Here is an 18,118-nt window from a genome sequence, read left to right as displayed (position 1 = left end):
TGCTGCGTCGACGCCCGCGACTCAGTCGAGGGCGACGGCCTGGCGCGGTGCGGCCGGGGACGTGGTCTGCGCGATCGGCTTGGCCTGCACCGGCATGCCGGGCATGAACACCTTCTGCACGCCGTCGACGATGACCTTGTCGCCGGCGGACAGCCCGCTCTGCACGATGCGCAGGCCCTCGGCGCTGCGGCCGAGCTGCACGTCGCGCCGCTGCGCCTTGCCGTCCTTGTCGACCACGTAGACGTACTTGCGGTCCTGGTCGGTGAGCACCGCGCGGTCGTCGATCAGCACCGCGTCGAAGCGGCCGCTGCCGAGCAGCCGCACCCGCGCGAACAGGCCGGGCGTGAAGCGGCGATCGGCGTTGTCCAGCAGCGCGCGCACGTGGATGGTGCCGGTGCTGCGCACCAGTTGGTTGTCCAGAAAATCGACCTTGCCGGCATGCGGATAGCCGTCCTCGCCGACCAGGCCGACCTGCACCGGCAGGCCGCCATCGCGGTCGCTCGGGCGCTGGCCGTCGCGCGCCATCTGCGCATAGCGCAGGAAGGTGCCTTCGTCGGCATCGAAGTACACGTGCACCTTGTCCAGCGACACCAGCGTGGTCAGCACGCTGGCGCTGTCGCCGGCGCTGACCAGGTTGCCGGCGGTGACCATCGCGCGACCGGCGCGGCCGTCGATCGGCGCGCGCACCTGGGTCCATTCCAGGTTCAGGCGCGCGGTGTCCACCGCCGCCTGCGCGGCCAGCACGTCGGCCTGCGCCTGCTCGGCGGCGGCACGCCGCTGCTCCCAGCTCTCGGTGGAGATGGCCTGCTGTTCGGACAGGGTCTTGGCCCGCGCGGCCTCGCTGGCGCTGAGCTTGGCCTGGGTGCGCGCGCGCGCCAGCTCGGCCTCGGCACGCGCCAGCTCTGCGCGGTAGCTGCGCGCATCGATGGTGAACATCACCTGGCCTTTCTTCACTTCCTGGCCTTCGACGTAGGCGACCTTGTCGATGTAGCCGGACACGCGCGGGCGCAGGTCGACGTGCTCGACCGCCTCGACACGGCCGCTGAACTCGTCCCACTGGCTGATCTGCTTCTGCAGCGCGGGCGCCACGCCCACGCTCGGCGGCGGCGGCGCGCCCGGTTCGTTGGCGTGGCTGCCGCAGGCGGCGAGCGTGGCGACCAGCAGCGCCACCGCCAGCGGGCGCAGGGCGCCCGGCAGCAGGCGCGACGGCATCAGAATCGGATTCATGGAGAGACCTCGTGGGGGGAGAAGGAAAACGGCAAGGCGGTCAGCAGGGCGTTGCGCGGCTGGGCGAAGTGGCGGCGGTCGATCTCGACCAGGGCGCGGTCCGGTCGCTGCGGATCGGCGAGCAGGTGGACCACGGCGCGGCCGACGCCGAGGGTGGTGAACCACTCCGGGCAATCGTCGATGGCGGCGTCGCTGCGGCACACCGGCTCGGACAGCGACAGCAGATGCACGTGCACGCCCAGCGGCTTGGCTTCTTCGTGCAGCACCTGGGCGAGCATGCGGATCGCCGCCGCCGCCACCGAGCTGTCGCCATGGCCGGACCAGGCGCGCAGCGCGCACGGGCTGCCCAGCAGCACGTAGCGGCCGCCGCGCGGATGCTCGGCCAGCAGCGGCAGCAGGTGCCGGGCCGCGGCCAGGTGCGGCAGCAGGTCCGCATCCAGGCGCTTGCGCAGCGCGCTCAGCGGCCGCTCCAGCAGGCGCCCCGGCCGCAGCGGACTGCCCAGGCACACCACCACCGCCGCCAGCGGCCGCGGCCGCTGCGCGACCTCGGCCGCCAATGCCGCAGCGGCCGCGTCGGTGCCGACCGAACCGCACAGCACGTCCAGGCCCGGTTCGTCGCGGTGGCGCTCGCGCAAGGCGCCCAGGCGAGCGCGGTCGCGCGCCACCGCCAGCACCGGGCTGCCGGCCTCCAGCAGCGCCTGCACCACGCCCTGCCCGACCGTGCCGCTGCCGCCGAGGACCAGGACCTCGGGGGCCAACATCCCGCTCACGGGACTTTTCCTCCCGCCGACGGGACAATCGCGATGCGACCCAGCCGATCGCTGCCCGACGCGCCCAGGCGCAGGCTGCCGCCGCCCTGCCGCCGCGGCGGCGGCGTGAACTCGCGAAACGCTTTCGGGTAAAGGGATTGCGTCACCACGGCCGGCGCGGAACGGCGCCGCGGCTGGCGATCGGGGCAGGCGAAAAACTGGAACAGGTGGCGCATCGACATGGCAAAGACCGTCGGGGATGGCGAATGCGAACAAATTAGGCGCCAAAGCCGCACTTGATTAGTCCGAATTAAGGGGAATAATCGTCCCGCTATCGGTCCAATCGTCTCTCCCTCAAGGAACCGCCATGAGCCACGATCTGAACGACACCCTGATCTTCGTCAAGGTGGTCGAGCAAGGCAGCTTCATCGCCGCGGCCAATGCCCTCGGCCTGCCCAAGACCACCGTCAGCCGCAAGGTGCAGGACCTGGAGGCGCGGCTGGGCGCACGCCTGCTGCACCGGACCACGCGCCGGCTCGGGCTGACCGAGGCCGGCGCGGTCTACCACGAGCATTGCCAGCGCATCGCCCGCGAACTGGAGGAGGCCGAGAGCGCGGTCGGCCAGCTGCAGGCCGGCCCGCGCGGCTGGCTGCGCTTCAGCGTGCCCTACTCGGCCGGCATCTCCTGGGTCGCGCCGATCCTGGGCGAATTCCACCGCCAGCACCCGGAAGTGCGGCTGGAAATGATCATGACCAGCGACAAGGTCGACCCGATCGCCGAAGGCGTGGATGTGGCCCTGCACATGGGCACGCTGCCGGATTCGACCATGGTCGCGCGCAAGCTCGCCACCTTCCGCACCCAGGTCTTCGCCAGCCCCTACTACATCGAGCGCCACGGCGAACCGCTGCATCCGGACGACCTGCAGCACCACCGCACGCTGGCGCTGAGCAACGGCCGCAACGGCGGCAACCGGTTGTGCTGGCCGCTGCGCAACGGCAAGCAGAGCGGCGAGTTCCTGGTCCAGCCGATCCTGCTGGCCAACGATTCGGCGGCGCTGATCGGCGGCCTGGTCTGCGGCGAAGGCCTGGTGCTGGCCAGCGACGCGACGATCAAGCCGCTGATCGAGGCCGGCAAGGCGCGGCGCGTGCTCGGCGGCTGGGTCGGGCCGGACCTGGACTTCAACGCGGTGTTCCCGGGCGGGCGCATGCTCTCGCCGAAGGTGCGCGCCTTCGTCGACTTCCTGGTCGACAAGCTCAACTTCGACGTCAGCTACATGATGGCGCAGTGCCCGGCCAAGCTGGCCACGCAGCAGGCCGAGGATGGCGCCGAGTTCACCCTGTGCAGCGGCGTGGCGATGAACACGCAGTCGCTGGGCAGCGTGCCGCGCATCGCCGCCGCGCCCGTCCCCGCGCCTGCGGACGCGGCGCTGGAGACCGAAGCCGAGGACGAGGAGGACGCGGCGCTGGTCTGAACCACGCCGCGCACGCCGCCGCGCAGCGCATCGGTACGGCGGAAACGCGAACGGGCCGCAGTGCGGCCCGTTCGTTGTCGCTATCGCCGCAACCGATCAGCCGGCGGAGGCGCGCAGCGGCACCAGGCGGATCTCCACGCGGCGGTTCTGCGCGCGGCCGGCCTCTGTGCTGTTGTCGGCGATCGGATACTTCTTGCCGGCGCCCAGGGTCTGGATGCGCTCGGGCTGCACACCCTGCGCGGTCAGGTACGCGGCCACCGAGGAGGCGCGCTGTTCGGACAGGCGCTGGTTGACCGCATCGCTGCCGATGTTGTCGGTGTGCCCGACCACTTCGATCATGGTCTGATTGTATTCCTTCAGGGTGCTGGCCACGCCGTTGAGCGCCGAATAGAACTGCGGCTTGAGCGTGGACTGGTTGAAGTCGAAGGTGATGCCATCGGGCAGGTTGAGGGTGATGTTGTCGCCGTCGCGGCGCACGTCGATGCCGGTGCTGGCGGTGCGCTCGCGCAGTGCGCGCTCCTGCCGATCCTGGTAGTTGCCGATCGCCGCGCCGCTGAGCGCGCCGATGCCGGCGCCGATCATCGCGTGCTGGCGGCGCTCGGTGGCGCTGCTGCCGCTGAGCAGGCCGGCGGCCACGCCGATCGCGGTGCCGATCAGCGCGCCGCGGCCGGTGCGGTTCTGCTGCTCGGTGGGGTTGCCGTATTGGTCGCGCTGCACGTAGGAGCCGCCGGTGGCGCAGGCGGACAGCACCAGCGCACTGGCCAGAGCCACGGATATTCCGCGAAGGGCGGTCGTTTTCATGGTGTTCTCTCCCGAACCTGGATTGACGTGGCCGCAGCATAAACAGCGCCACGCGAGGCGCGGATGAACGCCGCCAGGCGCGCGATGCGTCCGGTTCAGGAAGACCGCAGCAGGCCCTCGGCCTCGGCCGCGCGCAGCGGCTGCTCCCAGTCGCTCATCAGCGCCAGGTACAGCAGCTTCTCGAATTCGGCGCCGACCCGCCGCATCACCGCGTCCGGATCGGGAATCAGCCGCGCATCGCCGATCAGGCCGAAGTGCACGCGGTGGTTGTAGCTCATGATCGACACGCCGACGCCGATCGAACCGGTCTGCGGCACCCAGAACATCATCTCGCGCACGCGGCTGCCGGCCAGGTACAGCGGCTGCTGCGGCCCCGGCACGTTGGTCGCCACGGTGGTGGCCTTGCGGCTGAACAGATCCAGCGCCGCCGACTGCAGCGCCGCCGGCGCCATGCCCACCGCGGCCAGCAGGCCGAACACCACCATCGCCTGGCGCGACTGCTTGAGCTGCCGCATCGACTCGGCCACGCGCTGCAGGCGCCGCACCGGATTGGCCTCGCCCACCGGCAGCTCCAGGAACACCAGGCCGAAGTGGTTGCCGAGCTTGCGCGCGTGCTCCAGTGGCCGCAGATTGACCGGCACGGTGGCGCGCAGGGTCACCCCGTCCAGGCGCTCGCCGCGCTCGAGCATGTAGTCGCGCAAGGCGCCGGCCATGGTCGCCATCAGCACATCGTTGACCGTGCAGTCGCAGGCGCGGCCGACCGCCTTGACCTCGTCCAGGTCCAGCGGCTCGGCCCAGGCCACGCGCTTGCTGACGCCGAGGCGGCCGCGCAGCAGCGTCGGCGGATCGTCGGCCAGCAGCAAGGCATTGACCAGTTCGCGACCGATCAGCCCGCCTTCGCGCGCCAGCATCGTCGGCAGGTTCGGGTCCTGCGCCATCGCCCGGCCCTTGTCGAGCATGCGCCCGCCGAGCTTGAGGTAGCGGTCCACCGCGCCGACCCGGCGCACCACCTCCTTGCCGTCGTCCTTCAGCCAGGCCTGGCCGAGCTGCGCCGAGGGTTCCGGCGTGCGCTGGGTATCGGTCAGCGACAGCAGCACCTGCACCAGCGCGATGCCGTCGGCGTAGCTGTGGTGGATCCGCGCCACCAGCGCCGAGCCGCCTTCGTAGCGTTCGATCAGGTGGAACTGCCACAGCGGCTTGGTCTTGTCCAAGGGCGTGGACGCCATCTGCCCGGCGAAGCGCTCCAACGCCTTCTTCTGCCCGCGCCCGGGCAAGGCCGACAGGCGCACGTGCCAGTCCAGGTCGAAATCGTCGTCGCGCTGCCAGTAGGCGCCGGTGGCGGTCTCCACCGGCTTCTGCAGGAACCGCGGGAAGGCCAGGAAGCGCTTGCGCACCAGTTGCTTGAGGGCCTGCAGGGTCAGCGGCTCATCGAACATCAGCACGCCGGTGATCATCATCGGATTGGTCGGCCGGTCCATCCGCAACCAGGCGGTGTCCACGCGCGACATCGGTTCGCGCGGCGGCTTGCGGCGAGCTGAGCTGGTGGCCATGCGGGCTCCTGTCCGAGCCCGGAGTGAATCATGGCCCCGCGAAGGGCGTCAATCGCGCCGGCGTCCATGCTGCGCTGCGCAATACGGCACGGCGCTCAGCCGGCGGCGGTCTCGCGGTAGGCGGCCAGCGCCGCATCGCGGCCGGCGGCCAGGTCCACGATCGGCTGTCGCGGATAGTGCGGCGCGGCGCGGGCCAGCCGCTGCGGCGCCTGCCACGGGGCGAAGCGCTCGGCCACCGGCAGCGCCGCCAGTTCCGGCACCCAGCGCGCGATGTACGCGCCCTGCGGATCGAACTTCTGCGCCTGGGTCACCGGGTTGAACACGCGGAAATACGGCGCGGCATCGGCGCCGGTACCGGCCACCCACTGCCAGCCCAGCGTGTTGTTGGCCAGGTCGGCATCGACCAGGGTGTCCCAGAACCAGCGCGCGCCCTCGGACCAATGCATGCGCAGGTGCTTGCACAGGTAGCTGGCGACGATCATGCGCACGCGGTTGTGCATCCAGCCGGTGTGCCACAGCTCGCGCAGGCCGGCATCGACGATCGGCACGCCGGTGCGGCCGCGCTGCCAGGCGTGCAGTCGCGCCGCATCGGGCTTGGCCCAGCGAAAGCGCTCGAAGCGCGGATTGAGATTGCGCTCGGGCGTGTCCGGGAAATGGTGCAGCAGGTGATGGGCGAAATCGCGCCAGCCGAGCTGGCGGATATAGCCGTCGATCGCCGCGGCGGTGGCGGCGCGGCGCTGCCGCTCCAGCGTCGCGACGATGCGCCACGGCGCGATCTCGCCGAAGTGCAGATGCGGCGACAGCCGCGAGGTGCCGACCTGGTCGGGGCGGTCGCGACCGGCGAGGTAGTCGCGCAACGCGCCATCGACGAATACCTCCAGCGCCTCGTGCGCCCCCGCCTCGCCCGGCTGCCACGCCTCCCAGAAACCGCGGTCCCAGTCCAGCGCCGGGGCCAGGCCGAGCCGCTCCAGCGGCAGGCTTTGCAGGTCCGCGGGCGGCGGCGGCAGGGTCTTCGGCGCAGGCTGCAGCGCCGGCACCTGCCAGTGGCTCAGCGCGCTGCGCCAGAACGGGGTGAAGACCTTGTACGGGCCACCCTGCTGGGTCGCCAGTTGCCAGGGTTCGAACAGCAGCGCGCTGTTGTGGCTGTGCACCTCCAGGCCCTGCTCGCGCAGGTCGCGTTTGAGCCGCGCATCGCGCGGCTGCGTGGCCGGCTCGTAGCGGCGGTTCCAGTACACCGCCTGCGCGCCGCAGTCCTCGATCACTTGGCGCAAGGCGGTGTCGGCCGGGCCCTGACGCAGGATCAGGCGCGAGCCGCGTTCGCGCAGCTGCGCATCCAGCGCCGCCAGCGAGCGCTGCAGCCAGCTGCGCGAGGCCGCGCCCGCGGCCCACGCGCCCTCGTCCTCCGGGCTGTGCAGGTACACCGGCACCGGCGTATGCCCGGCGTCCAGGGCGGCCTGCAGGGCGGGTTGATCGTGCAGGCGCAGGTCGCGCCGGAACCAGACGATGGCGTAGCTCATGCGCGAACGGGACGCAGCGAAGGACGCCCCATGATACGGATCGGGTGCAGCGGCCAAGTGAGCATGCGGCGACGTATGCCGCACGCGCTTGGCGATGCCGGTTGGTGTGCGGCGGGTACCGCCCTGGCCCGATTTCGTAGACATCGCCGCGCGCCGCGCACGTGCGCCTCGCCGCCCCTGCTATAACGCCGGGGCGGGCGCCGTCATGTCGAAGCGGCGCCGCGACCGCTGCTGTTGGATGACGTTCCGGGGAAGGACGTCATCCGTGCTTTCGCTGCACCGCGCACGACACGGCCACCGCCGTCTCGCGCGCACGGGGACATCCGCCATCGCCGCTGCGACCTCACCGCCACCACGGCCGGCGGCGCGGCTGCGTGCGCCCCGAACCGCCCGCGTACGGACCTGCACCGGCAGGGCCGCGACGCGCTGCGGGCAGTGCACGGCGCAGCGCGCTCATGCCCATCGCCGACATCCGCAAGACCTTCAGGAGAGCAAGACCATGGATAAGCGCATCGCAAAAGCCCTCGTCACCCTGGCACTGAGCCTCGCCGCCCCGCTGGCGATGGCCTGCACCACCGAACCGGGCGAATTCCAGAACGAAGTCAGCGCCGATAACGGCATCGAATGTGGCGGCGGCGGTGGCGGCGGCAGCACGCCGGTCTACACGCTGCAGGGCGTGATCCAGAACCAGGGCTACGAGTCCGACAACCGCCCCGCCGGTGGCAAGCGTCTGAAGATCCGCGCCTACTCGCGCTTCGCCAACGCCAACAACGATCGGGTCGACGCCCGCTACATCAACGTGCGCTGCAACGCCTACGACCAGGTCGGCAACGGCTACACCACCGACTACGACGAGGAAGGCAACGGCGCGCTGGTCGACGTGCACTTCACGTCCAACTTCGTCTATGGGATCTACCGCAAGATCACCGTGGTGTGCACCCACCACGCCGAGTACGGCGCCAACACCTACGACGCCACCAGCAACGCCGAGATCGAGATTCCCTACTGATCGTCGCGCCATGCGGACGGTGCCCGGAACACTCCGGGCGCCACACGTGTCACCGCCGTTGCCCGCGGATGCGGGCGGCGGCTTACTCGAACGCGCCCACCGAATCGTGCGCGAGGTTGTCGAAGCGGGTGTATTCGCCGAAGAACTTGAGCTTGCACGAGCCGGTCGGGCCGCCGCGGTGCTTGCCGATGATGATCTCGGCCAGGCCCTTGTCCGGCGAATTTTCCTTGTTGTAGTAGTCGTCGCGGTAGATGAACACGATCATGTCCGCGTCCTGCTCGATCGCGCCGGATTCGCGCAGGTCGGCCATCACCGGACGCTTGTCGGTGCGCGTTTCCAGCGAGCGGTTGAGCTGCGACAGCGCGATCACCGGCACCCCCAGTTCCTTGGCCAGGCCCTTGAGCGAGCGCGAGATCTCCGAGATCTCGGTGGCGCGGTTCTCGCTGTTGCCGGGCACCGACATCAGCTGCAGGTAGTCGATCACGATCAGGCCCAGGTCGTGTTCGCGCTTGAGCCGGCGCGCCTTGGAGCGCAGCACTTCCGGCGACACGCCTGGCGTGTCGTCGATGAAGATCTTGGTCTCCTTGAGCATCTTGATCGCGCCGGTGACCCGCGCCCAGTCCTCGTCCTCGAGCTGGCCGGTACGCAAGCGCTGCGCGTTGATGCGGCCGTTGGAGGAGATCAGGCGCATCGCCAGCTGCGAGGCGGACATTTCCATCGAGAACACCGCCACCGCCTTCTTCGACTTGATCGCCGCGTACTCGGCGATGTTCAGCGCGAAGGTGGTCTTGCCCATCGCCGGACGCGCGGCAAGGATGATCAGGTCGGTCGGCTGCAGGCCGGCGGTCATCGCATCGAAATCGTTGTAGCCGGTCGGCAGGCCGGTGATGTTGCCGCCGTTCTCGAAGCGGTTGCGCAGCTCCTCGAACGCGTCCTTCAACGCGCCGGGCATCGCCACGAAGTCGCTGCGCCCACGCGCGCCGGCTTCGGCGATCTGGAACACGGCCTTTTCCGCCGACGCCAGCAGTTCCGCGCTCTCGCGGCCTTCGGGCTGGAAGCCGTCGTTGACGATGGTGGTGCCGACCTCGATCAACTGCCGCAGCACCGCCTTGTCGCGGACGATCTCGGCGTAGGCGGCGATGTTGGCGGCCGAGGGCGTGGTGCTGGCCAGCTCGATCAGGTAGGCGCCGTCGCCGACCATCTCCAGCTTGCCTTGCGATTCGAACCACTCGCCCAGGGTCACCGCGTCGAACGGGCGCCCCTTCTCGGCCAACTCGCGGATCGCGCGGTAGATCAACTGGTGATCGCGCCGGTAGAAGTCCTTGTCGGTGAGCTGGTCGTTGACCCGGTCGTAGGCCTCCGGCGCCAGCATCAGGCCGCCGAGTACGGCCTGTTCGGCCTCGATCGAGTGCGGCGGCACCCGCAGTTGGTCGAGACGCGGCTCGCTGCGTTCGTTGCGCTCGCTTTTGCGATCGCCACGGTAGCCGGGACGGGCGGACATAGGCTGGGTCTTCTCTGTGGGGCGCGGGGCGCCGGGCGCGGCCTCACCGCGGCCCGGGTGCCGATTTTAGTCGCCGCGCTCGGCCGGGGCTAGGGCGCGGCGCCTGCACGGGCCGCGGTGCGCAGCGCGGCGGCTCGCCCGCGCTGGGGACAAGTCTGGGGACAAGCGGTTGAAAACCTCGCCCATGCCCTGCCGCACAAGGCCCCCCGGCCCGATCCGCGCGCCACCGACGGCGCGCGTGGCGCGGCTCAGGCCTGCAATTCGTCGACCCAGGCAATGAACTTGTCGACGAAGCCGGCGAGGAACTTGCGCGTGCGCTCGTCGTCGATGGCGCCGTCCTCGGCGATCAGGCCTTCCTTGAACTGCAGAAAGATCTCCGGCTGCCCGAGCACCGGCATGTCCAGGTAGGCCAGCACGTTGCGCAGGTGCTGCTGGGCCAGGGCGCTGCCGATCGCCCCCGGCGAGGTCCCGCAGACCGCCGCCGGCTTGCCGGCGAAGGCGCTCTCGCCGTACGGCCGCGAGCCCAGGTCGATGGCGTTCTTGAGCACGCCGGGGATGGAGCGGTTGTATTCCGGGGTGACGAACAACACCGCATCGGCGCTGCTGACCTGGGTCTTCAGGCGCCGGCCCTGCTCCGGGTAGTCGTGGTCGTGATCCTGGTTGTACAGCGGCAGGTCGCCGATCTCGATGTACTCGAAGCGCGCACGCTCGCCGGCGAGTCGCTCCAGCGCGCGTGCCAGGCGCCGGTTGAACGACTCCTTGCGCAGGCTGCCGACGAAAACGGCAATGCGGTACTGGCTCATGGCGTTGCTCCTAACCGAATGGACCTGCAGGCTAGCTGCCGGTGCGCGGCCATCAGGTGAACGCCGCTGGCGACGCGGCCAGCGCCAGCCGCGCACGCACCTGCTCCGGCAGCGGCGGCAGCGCCACGAAACCCGGCGTCGCGCGCACCCGCTGCAACCAGTCGCACAGCGCCGGATGGCGCGCCAGCGCGATGCCGGCATCGCCGGCGCAGTGGGTGTAGGCGAACAACGCGATATCGGCGATGCCGTAGGCCGAGCCGGTGAACCAGGCCTGCGCCTGCAGGTGCTGCTCCATCACCGCCAGCGCCCGCATCGCCCCCTCGCGCAGGCGCGGCAGTTCGGCGCGACGCGGCGAGTCGGCCGGCGTCCAGCCGCAGACGAAGCGCGCCACCGCCACGTAGGGTTCGTGGCTGTATTGCTCGAAGAACAGCCAGCTCAGCGCCTGCGCGCGCTGCCAGGGATCGGTGGGCAGATAGCCGGTGCCCTCGGCCAGCCAGCACAGGATGGCGTTGGATTCGGCCAGCACGCGCCCGTCCTCGCGTTCCAGCAGCGGCACCTTGCCGTTGGGGTTCTTGGCCAGGAACGCCGGGGTGCGGGTCTGGCCGTTGGCGCTGTCGATCTCCACCCAGCGGTAGGCGCAGCCGAGCTGGTCCAGCAACAGCCGCACCTTGTAGCAATTGCCGGACAGCGCCATGCCGTACACGGTCAACGGGAAACGTTCGGATGTCATGCATCGCTCCTGTGTGGAATTCTGTCCCCGCCGCGGCTCAACGCCGCGCCTGCCAGTGCGCCCGCGACTGGCCCCAGACCTCGATCGGCTCCTGCGCCAGCGGCTCCGGCAATTGCCCCGGGCGCAGATACCGCGAACCGAGCTTGCCCGCCACCGCCTTGGAGTTGGCGTTGTCCGGGGCGATGACGTGGATCACCTCGCTCCAGCCCAGGTGCGCGAATGCCCAGTCGATCGACGCCGCGGCCGCCTCCGGCGCATAGCCGTGGCCCCAGTACGCACGCGCGATGCCCCAGCCGACCTCGGTGCCCGGCCAGCCGTGCGGCTGCCAGGGACCGACCCGGCCGATCCACTGCCCGCTGCGCTTCTCGATCACCGAGAACATCGCAAAGCCCTGCAACTGCCAGCTGCCGACCATCGCCGCCAGGCCGCGCCAGGCCACCGACGGCACCTGCACGCCGCCGAGGTGGTGCATGGTCTGCGCATCGGCGGCGAAGGCGCAAAACGCCGCAAAATCCTCGGCACAGGGCGGGCGCAACAGCAGCCGCTCGGTCTCCACGCGCACATCGAAAACACTCATCGTCGGTCCTCCTGCAGAACGCGCCCGGATCCGCGCGCGGGCCATGGGTCAAAACGCATTGATGCCGGTCAGCTCGCGCCCGACCACCAACTGGTGCACGGTCTCGGTGCCTTCGTAGGTGATCACCGATTCCAGGTTCAGGGCATGGCGGATCGCGCCGTAGTCGGTGGTGATGCCGGCGCCGCCGAGCAGGTCGCGGCACTCGCGGGCGATGTCCAGGGCCATGCGCACGTTGTTCCACTTGGCCAGCGACACCTGCGCCGGCTGCAGCGTGCCGGCGTCCTTGAGCCGGCCCAATTGCAGCGCCAGCAACTGCGCGGTGGCGATGCGCCGCGCCATGTCGGCCAGCTTGATCTGCGCGCTCTGCGTCGCCGCCAGCGGCCGCCCGAACAGCAGGCGCTCGCAGGCGTAGGCCAGCACCTCGCGCAGGCAGGCGATGGCCGCGCCGATCGCGCCCCAGCTGATGCCGTAGCGGGCCTGGGTCAGGCAGCCCAGCGGGCCCTTGAGCCCGCGCACACCCGGCAAGCGCTGGCTGTCGGGCAGACGCACGTCGTCGAAGAACAGCGCCGAGGTCACCGAGGCGCGCAGGCTCATCTTGTGCGCGATGTCCTGGGTACCGAAGCCCGGGGTGCCCGCCTCGACCAGGAAGCCCTGCACGCCATCCTCGGTCTGCGCCCACACGATCGCCACGTCGGCGATGCTGCCGTTGGTGATCCACATCTTGTCGCCGCGCAGGCGCCAGCCGTCGCCGTCGCGCACCGCGCGGGTCTGCATCGCCGCGGGGTCGGAGCCGCCCTGGGACTCGGTCAGGCCAAAGCAGCCGATCGCCGTGCCGGCGGCCATCGCCGGCAGCCAGCGCTGGCGTTGCGCATCGCTGCCGTAGGCGTGGATCGGATACATGCACAGCGAGGACTGCACGCTGACGAAGCTGCGCAGGCCGCTGTCGCCGCGCTCCAGCTCCTGGCAGATCAGGCCGTAGCAGACCGCGTTGAGGCCGCCGCCGCCCTGCCCCGCGGGCAGGCTGGCGCCGAGCAGCCCCAGTTGCGCCAGTTCCGGCACCAGCTCGCGCGGGAACCGCGCCTGGTCGAAGGCATCGCCGATCACCGGCAGCACCTTGGCGTCGACGAAGCGCGCCACCGCCTGCTGGATCGCGCGTTCTTCCTCGCTCAGCAGCGCGGCTACGTTGAACAGGTCGTCGCAAGGCAGGGGCATGGCGGTGTCCACGGCGAAAGCCGCATTGTATCGGCCCTGCCCGCGCCGCCACCCGCAAATAGACGAAGGCCGGCGCAAGCGCCGGCCTTCGGGGAGACACAGCAGTGGCGGATCAGCGCTGGCTGACGGCGCTGTCGCCGGCCGAGGCGGTCTGGGTGACCAGGCGGCCGTCCAGCACCGGCAGGCGGTCGCTGTTCGGGCGGTCGTCCATGCGCACGGTCTTTTCCTGGCCGTCGTAGCGGTAGGTCACGTCGTAGCCCTTGACCACGTCCTGCGTGCCCATGGCGATGCGGCTGCCCGGCTTGCTGTCCATGCGCATGGTGCCGGTGGTGCCGTCGTCGTTGCGGTAGGTCACGTTGTAGCCGGTGATGGTCGAGGACTGCGCGGTGCTGTTCTCGGTGTGGCACTGGCGCTCGGTGCGGTCGACCACGCGGCCGCCGACGTGGTTCTGGTCGATGCGGTTGCCGATGAAGCCGCCGGCCACCGCGCCGGCCGCGGTGGCGGCCTTGCGGCCGTTGCCGTGGCCGACCTGGTTGCCGAGCAGGCCGCCGACCAGCGCACCGACCACGGTGCCGCCGACGTTGCCGTCGCGCTCGGGCAGGCGCTCCTGCACCACCACGTCGTTGCACACCTGGCGCGGGGTGGTGGTGGTGGAGGTCTCGCGCAGCGGCTCGGTGCCGATCACCTGGGCGTAGCGCTGCTGCTTCTGGGTGATCGGATCGACCCGCACCACGTCGGCGTACTCGAGCTTGCCGCCGACGCTGTTGTCCATCGCGCTGTCGCCGCGCGTATTGTCCAGAGCCGGGCGCACGTCGCTGCTGGCGACGTCCACCGGTTTGTCGCGATTGTTCATGAAGGCTGCGGTGGCGACGCCGCCGACCAGCAAGGCGCCAGCCGCGACCAGAACGGTTGTCGTAGTGCTTTTCATGTGTGCTCTCCTGCGGGCTGACCGCGTTGTCTACGGTGCTGTGATTACCACGCCGAAGCTGAACCGATCCGCTCCCTATTCAGTAACGCGGCGGATACGCGACTGGTAACGTCCCCGGAACGTCGCCATATCGCGGCTGTTAGCGTTTCCACCGCTGCCCCGGAGAACCTGCCATGCCCAACCCGATCGTGTATCCGCTGCTGCGCTGGGCGGGCAAACTGCGCTACCCGACGCTGTTCAAGATCACCGCCGGCCTGTTCGTGCTGAGCGTGCTGCTGCCCGATCCGGTGCCCTTCATCGACGAGATCGTGTTCGGCCTGGGCACGCTGCTGCTGGCCAACTGGAAGACCCGCACGCCGGCGCAGGCCACCGAGCCGCTGACCTCGACCGCGCAGCGCGTGCGCCGCTGATCGCCGATGCAGTTGATCGACAGTCACTGCCACCTGGACGCGGAGGAGTTCGACCCCGACCGCACCGCCGTGATCGCGCGCGCGCAGGCGGCCGGCGTGCAGGCGCAGGTGGTGCCGGCGGTGACCGCGGCGTCCTGGCCCAAGCTGCGCGCGGTCTGTGCGACCGCACCCGGCCTGTATCCGGCGTACGGCCTGCATCCGCTGTTCCTGGCCGAGCACCGGCCCGCGCACCTGCAGGCCTTGGAGGAATGGATCGAACGCGAGCGGCCGTGCGCGATCGGCGAGTGCGGCCTGGACTTCTTCGTCGAAGGCCTGGACGCGGCCGAGCAGCAGCGCTACTTCGTCGGACAGCTGCAGTTGGCGCGCCACTTCGACCTGCCAGTGATCGTGCACGCCCGGCGCGCGGTGGACGCGGTGATCCTGGCGATCCGCCAGGTCGGGCGCGTGCGTGGCGTGGTGCACAGTTTCGCCGGCAGCGCCGAACAGGCTGCACAGTTGCGCTCGCTGGATTTCCTGGTCGGGCTGGGCGGGCCGGTCACCTATGCGCGGGCGCAGCGCCTGCGCCGGCTGGCCGCCGCGCTGCCGTTGCAGCAGCTGCTGCTGGAGACCGATGCCCCGGACCAGCCGGATGCGGCGATCCGCGGCCAGCGCAACGAACCGGCGCGGCTGCGCACGGTGCTGGACACGATCGCCACGCTGCGCGACGCATCCCCCGCGTCCATCGCGGCGCAGACCACGGCCAACGCGCGACGCCTGTTCGGCCTGCCCGAGCCACGCGCCGACGCCGCCGCTCCGGCCTGAGGCAGGATCGCGTTCGCAGACAGCCAGCGCCGCGCGCCGATGCCGCAGCGATGCGCCAGCGCACCGCCGCCACGCAAGGCACCGAGCGCCTCACGGCGGGCGCGGACCGCAGCAACACGCCCGACCGCCGCTTGCCGCGCACCTTTCGCACGAAACTGTGAACTGGGCTACCGGATCGGCCTCTTTTGGCAGGGTTTCCGCGTGCTCGCTTCTGCTACTGTGCACCGCGCTGAAACGGCGAGCGGAGTGTTTGTCCGCCAGGCACCGGAGTGTGAACCCGTTCGCTCTCAGCGAAGGCTCGGCGGCCGGCTCGATGGCACGCGTTCTGGCAGATCGGATCATCCTGGCGTGAAACAATCGGCAAGCCGTTCCCCCTACCCGCTTCTCCACAGCGCGCGGTGCGCGCGTGCGATCTCCTCGACCGCCGCCTTTCCCGCGCGGACGGCGACCGCGCGCATGCGGGCGCCGTGGCGATGAAGAGTGGCGCCGGGTCGGAAAAATACGCCTCCAACGGCGAAAGCTGGGTCACGCTGAAGTTCCGCGACGGCAATCGCAGCCGCAAGATGCGCAGTACCCTGACCCTGGCCGGGGTGTCGTGCACCACGCTCGGCGTCCTGTGGACCATGTGCTACCTGTACTACGGCCGGCCGGAACTGGCCTTCGCCTTCGTCGGACTGACCGCGGTCGGCCTGCTCGCACTCGGCCGACGCCATCAGTGCGACGAGGCCTCGCTGTCGCTGGTCGCGCACGGCATCTTCGTGGTGGTGCTGGTGATCTCGATCATCGACGCACCGATCGGCACGGTGCCGCGCTCGGTACACACCTATTTCCTGACGCTGGCGGCCGGCGCGCTGTTCGTGTTCGAGCGCAGCCGCAGCTACCGCGCGCTGGTGTTTCCCATGGCGTGCCTGGCCGCCTTCGTCGCCTTCGGCTCGGGCGAACTGGACTGGCTGGCGCCGCATGCGTCGCCACCGTTGCGGATGCGCCAGCTCGGCGCGGTGTCCAACCTGGCCTGCGCGGCCGGGCTGCTGGCGGCGATCCTGCACATCTACCGCAACGACGTGAACGCGCGCATCTCGCTGGAACGGGAACTGGCACGGGCGGTCGGCAACGGCGAGATCGAGGTGCTGTACCAGCCGCAGGTCAACGCAAGCGGCAGCATGCTCGGGGCCGAGGCGCTGGTGCGCTGGCGGCATCCCAGCGGCAAGCTGCTGACCCCGGACAAGTTCATCCCGCTGGCCGAAGAAAGCCAGTTGATCCGCGAAGTGGGCCTGGAAGTGCTGCGCCAGGTCTGCAGCACCCTGCGGCGCTGGTCGCACGACCCGGACCTGCGCGCACTGGTGGTGGCGGTGAACGTCAGCCCGGTGCAGTTGCTCGACCCCAACTTCGTGGCCGCAGTGAAGCAGGTGATCACCGGCGAGGGCGTGGCGCCGGCGTCGCTGGAATTCGAGCTGACCGAATCGGCGCTGTACGTGGACACCGCCGCGGTGCGCGCCAAGATGCACGAACTCAAGGCGTTCGGCATCGGCTGGGCGCTGGACGACTTCGGCACCGGCTTCTCGTCGCTGGCGATGCTCAGGACGCTGCCGGTCACCAAGCTCAAGATCGACCGGCAGTTCGTCAACGACGCCAAGGCCGACGAGTCCTCGCGGCGCCTGCTGGCGAAGATCGTGGAGATCTCCGAGGTGATGGGCATGGTCGCGCTCGCCGAAGGCATCGAGGACGCGCAGCAGTGCGAGATGCTCTCGGCGATGGGCTGCCGGCACTTCCAGGGCTTCCTGTTCGGCCGCCCGCAGCCGGCGCACGACCTGGAACGGCTGGCCGTGCTGCAGGCCGCCACCGAGCGCAACCTGTCGACCGGCGCGGCGGACCCGCCCGACCCCTGCCCCGACAAGCGCTAGGCGGCCGCGGCCTCGCGCGCGGCGGCGCGCTTCAACAGCATCTCCAGCGCCTTGCCGACCGCGGCGAAGGCGAACGCCCCGGTGATGTGCGTGGCCGCGCCCAATCCGGCGCCGCAGTCCAGGTTCAGCGCCGCATCCGGCCCCAGCGCCGGCCGCAAGCCGCAGACGCTGCCGTCGGCCTGCGGGTAGCGCACGTTCTCCAGCGAGTACACCGCCGGCACGCCGAAATAGCGCTGCGGGTTCTTGGGAAAATTGAATTCGCTGCGCAGCTTCTTGCGGATCAGCGCCAGCATCGCGTCGTGCTCGGTGCGCGACACGTCGCGGATCCGCACCAGGGTCGGGTCGGTGCGTCCGCCGGCTGAGCCCACGGTCAGCAGCGGCAGCTTGCGCCGCCGGCACCAGGCGATGGTCTCGACCTTGACCCGGAAGCTGTCGCAGGCGTCGATCACCAGGTCGAACCCGGCATCGAGCAGTTCGGCGATGTTGGCCGGGGTCAGGAAGGCCTCGACCGCGACCGCCTCGATCTGCGGATTGATCGCCACGCAGCGCTCGGCCATGGCCACGGCCTTGTTGCGCCCGTACTGCCCGGCCAGCGCCGGCAACTGCCGGTTGGTATTGGAGACGCAGATGTCGTCGGCGTCGATCAGGGTCACATGGCCGACCGCCGAGCGCGCCAGCGCCTCCACCACCCACGAGCCGACCCCGCCCATGCCGACCACCGCCACCCGGCAGTGCGCCAGCCGCTCGATCGTGCCTTGCCCATAGAGCCGGTCGATGCCGGCGAAGCGCTCGCGCCATTGTTCGTTCATGCGCCCATTTTAGGGGATCGTGGGGTGGAGCCGGGATTCGGGATTCGGGATTCGGGATTGGAGATTGGAGATTGGAGATTGGAGATTCGCGCCGTGGCCTGGGCGCTCGCGCGCGACGCGTG

General features: G+C 70.3%; 18 protein-coding genes. 5 read left to right on the top strand and 13 right to left on the bottom strand.

Annotated elements, in window-relative coordinates; translation table 11 throughout:
• Positions 1 to 21: 21 nt before the first annotated feature.
• Genes NKJ47_RS09590 through NKJ47_RS09580 form a run of 3 tightly spaced genes read right to left on the bottom strand, consistent with a single transcriptional unit; the run spans position 22 to position 2,218 of the window.
• A complete protein-coding gene (locus NKJ47_RS09590) occupies positions 22 to 1,212 on the bottom strand; it encodes an efflux RND transporter periplasmic adaptor subunit (RefSeq protein WP_429002531.1) in 1,191 nt (396 codons plus the stop codon).
• An 11-nt stretch (positions 1,213 to 1,223) separates the two neighbouring features.
• Complete coding sequence (locus NKJ47_RS09585) at positions 1,224 to 1,997, bottom strand: SDR family NAD(P)-dependent oxidoreductase (protein ID WP_254461216.1); 774 nt, start codon at positions 1,995 to 1,997, stop codon at positions 1,224 to 1,226.
• Positions 1,994 to 2,218, bottom strand: a complete 225-nt coding sequence (locus tag NKJ47_RS09580; RefSeq protein ID WP_254461215.1) for a hypothetical protein — start codon at positions 2,216 to 2,218, stop codon at positions 1,994 to 1,996. Before NKJ47_RS09580 ends, NKJ47_RS09585 begins: the two co-directional genes overlap by 4 nt.
• 125 nt (positions 2,219 to 2,343) lie before the next feature.
• On the opposite strand from NKJ47_RS09580, the gene NKJ47_RS09575 reads away from it, so the two are divergent.
• Complete coding sequence (locus NKJ47_RS09575) at positions 2,344 to 3,447, top strand: LysR family transcriptional regulator (protein ID WP_254461214.1); 1,104 nt, start codon at positions 2,344 to 2,346, stop codon at positions 3,445 to 3,447.
• Between the two features lie 96 nt (positions 3,448 to 3,543).
• Here the strand turns inward: NKJ47_RS09575 and NKJ47_RS09570 are convergent, their stop codons facing one another.
• The 3 genes from NKJ47_RS09570 to NKJ47_RS09560 form a co-directional block, all read right to left on the bottom strand.
• Positions 3,544 to 4,248 (bottom strand): OmpA family protein, encoded by a 705-nt coding sequence (locus tag NKJ47_RS09570; protein ID WP_254461213.1) that lies wholly within the window; start codon positions 4,246 to 4,248, stop codon positions 3,544 to 3,546.
• Positions 4,249 to 4,343: 95 nt separating this feature from the next.
• Positions 4,344 to 5,798, bottom strand: a complete 1,455-nt coding sequence (locus tag NKJ47_RS09565; RefSeq protein ID WP_254461212.1) for a WS/DGAT/MGAT family O-acyltransferase — start codon at positions 5,796 to 5,798, stop codon at positions 4,344 to 4,346.
• A gap of 95 nt (positions 5,799 to 5,893) precedes the next feature.
• On the bottom strand, positions 5,894 to 7,315 hold the full coding sequence (locus NKJ47_RS09560; RefSeq protein ID WP_254461211.1) for a cryptochrome/photolyase family protein: 1,422 nt from the start codon (positions 7,313 to 7,315) through the stop codon (positions 5,894 to 5,896).
• Between the two features lie 499 nt (positions 7,316 to 7,814).
• On the opposite strand from NKJ47_RS09560, the gene NKJ47_RS09555 reads away from it, so the two are divergent.
• Positions 7,815 to 8,324, top strand: a complete 510-nt coding sequence (locus NKJ47_RS09555; protein ID WP_254461210.1) for a hypothetical protein — start codon at positions 7,815 to 7,817, stop codon at positions 8,322 to 8,324.
• A gap of 82 nt (positions 8,325 to 8,406) precedes the next feature.
• Here the strand turns inward: NKJ47_RS09555 and NKJ47_RS09550 are convergent, their stop codons facing one another.
• The 6 genes from NKJ47_RS09550 to NKJ47_RS09525 form a co-directional block, all read right to left on the bottom strand.
• Positions 8,407 to 9,825, bottom strand: coding sequence for a replicative DNA helicase (locus tag NKJ47_RS09550; protein ID WP_254461209.1), 1,419 nt, complete (start codon positions 9,823 to 9,825; stop codon positions 8,407 to 8,409).
• A gap of 248 nt (positions 9,826 to 10,073) precedes the next feature.
• Complete coding sequence (locus tag NKJ47_RS09545; protein WP_254461208.1) at positions 10,074 to 10,628, bottom strand: NADPH-dependent FMN reductase; 555 nt, start codon at positions 10,626 to 10,628, stop codon at positions 10,074 to 10,076.
• A gap of 52 nt (positions 10,629 to 10,680) precedes the next feature.
• Positions 10,681 to 11,358 carry a glutathione S-transferase family protein gene (locus tag NKJ47_RS09540; RefSeq protein WP_254461207.1) on the bottom strand — a complete coding sequence of 226 codons (678 nt, stop codon included), beginning with the start codon at positions 11,356 to 11,358 and terminating at the stop codon, positions 10,681 to 10,683.
• Between the two features lie 37 nt (positions 11,359 to 11,395).
• Positions 11,396 to 11,935 (bottom strand): GNAT family N-acetyltransferase, encoded by a 540-nt coding sequence (locus tag NKJ47_RS09535; RefSeq protein WP_254461206.1) that lies wholly within the window; start codon positions 11,933 to 11,935, stop codon positions 11,396 to 11,398.
• A gap of 48 nt (positions 11,936 to 11,983) precedes the next feature.
• Entirely contained in the window at positions 11,984 to 13,147 is a 1,164-nt protein-coding gene (locus tag NKJ47_RS09530) for an acyl-CoA dehydrogenase family protein (protein ID WP_429002511.1), read from the bottom strand.
• A gap of 112 nt (positions 13,148 to 13,259) precedes the next feature.
• Positions 13,260 to 14,075, bottom strand: coding sequence for a glycine zipper 2TM domain-containing protein (locus NKJ47_RS09525; protein WP_302329813.1), 816 nt, complete (start codon positions 14,073 to 14,075; stop codon positions 13,260 to 13,262).
• Positions 14,076 to 14,248: 173 nt separating this feature from the next.
• Here NKJ47_RS09525 and NKJ47_RS09520 point away from each other — a divergent pair, with 173 nt between their 5' ends.
• The 3 genes from NKJ47_RS09520 (at position 14,249) to NKJ47_RS09510 (ending at position 17,187) form a co-directional block, all read left to right on the top strand.
• Complete coding sequence (locus NKJ47_RS09520; RefSeq protein WP_254461204.1) at positions 14,249 to 14,485, top strand: DUF6116 family protein; 237 nt, start codon at positions 14,249 to 14,251, stop codon at positions 14,483 to 14,485.
• Positions 14,486 to 14,491: 6 nt separating this feature from the next.
• Positions 14,492 to 15,286: a TatD family hydrolase gene (locus NKJ47_RS09515; protein WP_254461203.1), complete on the top strand. Its 795-nt coding sequence runs from the start codon at positions 14,492 to 14,494 to the stop codon at positions 15,284 to 15,286.
• A 473-nt stretch (positions 15,287 to 15,759) separates the two neighbouring features.
• Positions 15,760 to 17,187 (top strand): putative bifunctional diguanylate cyclase/phosphodiesterase, encoded by a 1,428-nt coding sequence (locus NKJ47_RS09510; protein WP_254461393.1) that lies wholly within the window; start codon positions 15,760 to 15,762, stop codon positions 17,185 to 17,187.
• Here the strand turns inward: NKJ47_RS09510 and NKJ47_RS09505 are convergent.
• On the bottom strand, positions 17,184 to 17,996 hold the full coding sequence (locus tag NKJ47_RS09505; RefSeq protein ID WP_254461202.1) for a tRNA threonylcarbamoyladenosine dehydratase: 813 nt from the start codon (positions 17,994 to 17,996) through the stop codon (positions 17,184 to 17,186). The two genes, NKJ47_RS09510 and NKJ47_RS09505, sit on opposite strands and share 4 nt — an antisense overlap.
• Positions 17,997 to 18,118 lie beyond the last annotated feature (122 nt).

The sequence above is a fragment of the Xanthomonas sacchari genome (assembly GCF_024266585.1).
Taxonomy (GTDB): Bacteria; Pseudomonadota; Gammaproteobacteria; order Xanthomonadales; family Xanthomonadaceae; genus Xanthomonas_A; species Xanthomonas_A sacchari_C.
This window is presented reverse-complemented; position numbering and strand designations above follow the sequence as displayed.

Bases quoted from the DNA above. Each gene is read 5' to 3' on its own strand.
- NKJ47_RS09570 (WP_254461213.1), bottom strand. From the start codon at position 4,248: ATGAAAACGACCGCCCTTCGCGGAATATCCGTGGCTCTGGCCAGTGCG.
- NKJ47_RS09540 (WP_254461207.1), bottom strand. From the start codon at position 11,358: ATGACATCCGAACGTTTCCCGTTGACCGTGTACGGCATGGCGCTGTCC.
- NKJ47_RS09510 (WP_254461393.1), top strand. From the start codon at position 15,760: ATGAAGAGTGGCGCCGGGTCGGAAAAATACGCCTCCAACGGCGAAAGC.
- NKJ47_RS09575 (WP_254461214.1), top strand. From the start codon at position 2,344: ATGAGCCACGATCTGAACGACACCCTGATCTTCGTCAAGGTGGTCGAG.
- NKJ47_RS09560 (WP_254461211.1), bottom strand. From the start codon at position 7,315: ATGAGCTACGCCATCGTCTGGTTCCGGCGCGACCTGCGCCTGCACGAT.
- NKJ47_RS09530 (WP_429002511.1), bottom strand. From the start codon at position 13,147: ATGCCCCTGCCTTGCGACGACCTGTTCAACGTAGCCGCGCTGCTGAGC.
- NKJ47_RS09565 (WP_254461212.1), bottom strand. From the start codon at position 5,798: ATGGCCACCAGCTCAGCTCGCCGCAAGCCGCCGCGCGAACCGATGTCG.
- NKJ47_RS09535 (WP_254461206.1), bottom strand. From the start codon at position 11,935: ATGAGTGTTTTCGATGTGCGCGTGGAGACCGAGCGGCTGCTGTTGCGC.
- NKJ47_RS09580 (WP_254461215.1), bottom strand. From the start codon at position 2,218: ATGTCGATGCGCCACCTGTTCCAGTTTTTCGCCTGCCCCGATCGCCAG.
- NKJ47_RS09590 (WP_429002531.1), bottom strand. From the start codon at position 1,212: ATGCCGTCGCGCCTGCTGCCGGGCGCCCTGCGCCCGCTGGCGGTGGCG.
- NKJ47_RS09520 (WP_254461204.1), top strand. From the start codon at position 14,249: ATGCCCAACCCGATCGTGTATCCGCTGCTGCGCTGGGCGGGCAAACTG.
- NKJ47_RS09525 (WP_302329813.1), bottom strand. From the start codon at position 14,075: ATGAAAAGCACTACGACAACCGTTCTGGTCGCGGCTGGCGCCTTGCTG.
- NKJ47_RS09515 (WP_254461203.1), top strand. From the start codon at position 14,492: ATGCAGTTGATCGACAGTCACTGCCACCTGGACGCGGAGGAGTTCGAC.
- NKJ47_RS09505 (WP_254461202.1), bottom strand. From the start codon at position 17,996: ATGAACGAACAATGGCGCGAGCGCTTCGCCGGCATCGACCGGCTCTAT.
- NKJ47_RS09555 (WP_254461210.1), top strand. From the start codon at position 7,815: ATGGATAAGCGCATCGCAAAAGCCCTCGTCACCCTGGCACTGAGCCTC.
- NKJ47_RS09550 (WP_254461209.1), bottom strand. From the start codon at position 9,825: ATGTCCGCCCGTCCCGGCTACCGTGGCGATCGCAAAAGCGAGCGCAAC.
- NKJ47_RS09545 (WP_254461208.1), bottom strand. From the start codon at position 10,628: ATGAGCCAGTACCGCATTGCCGTTTTCGTCGGCAGCCTGCGCAAGGAG.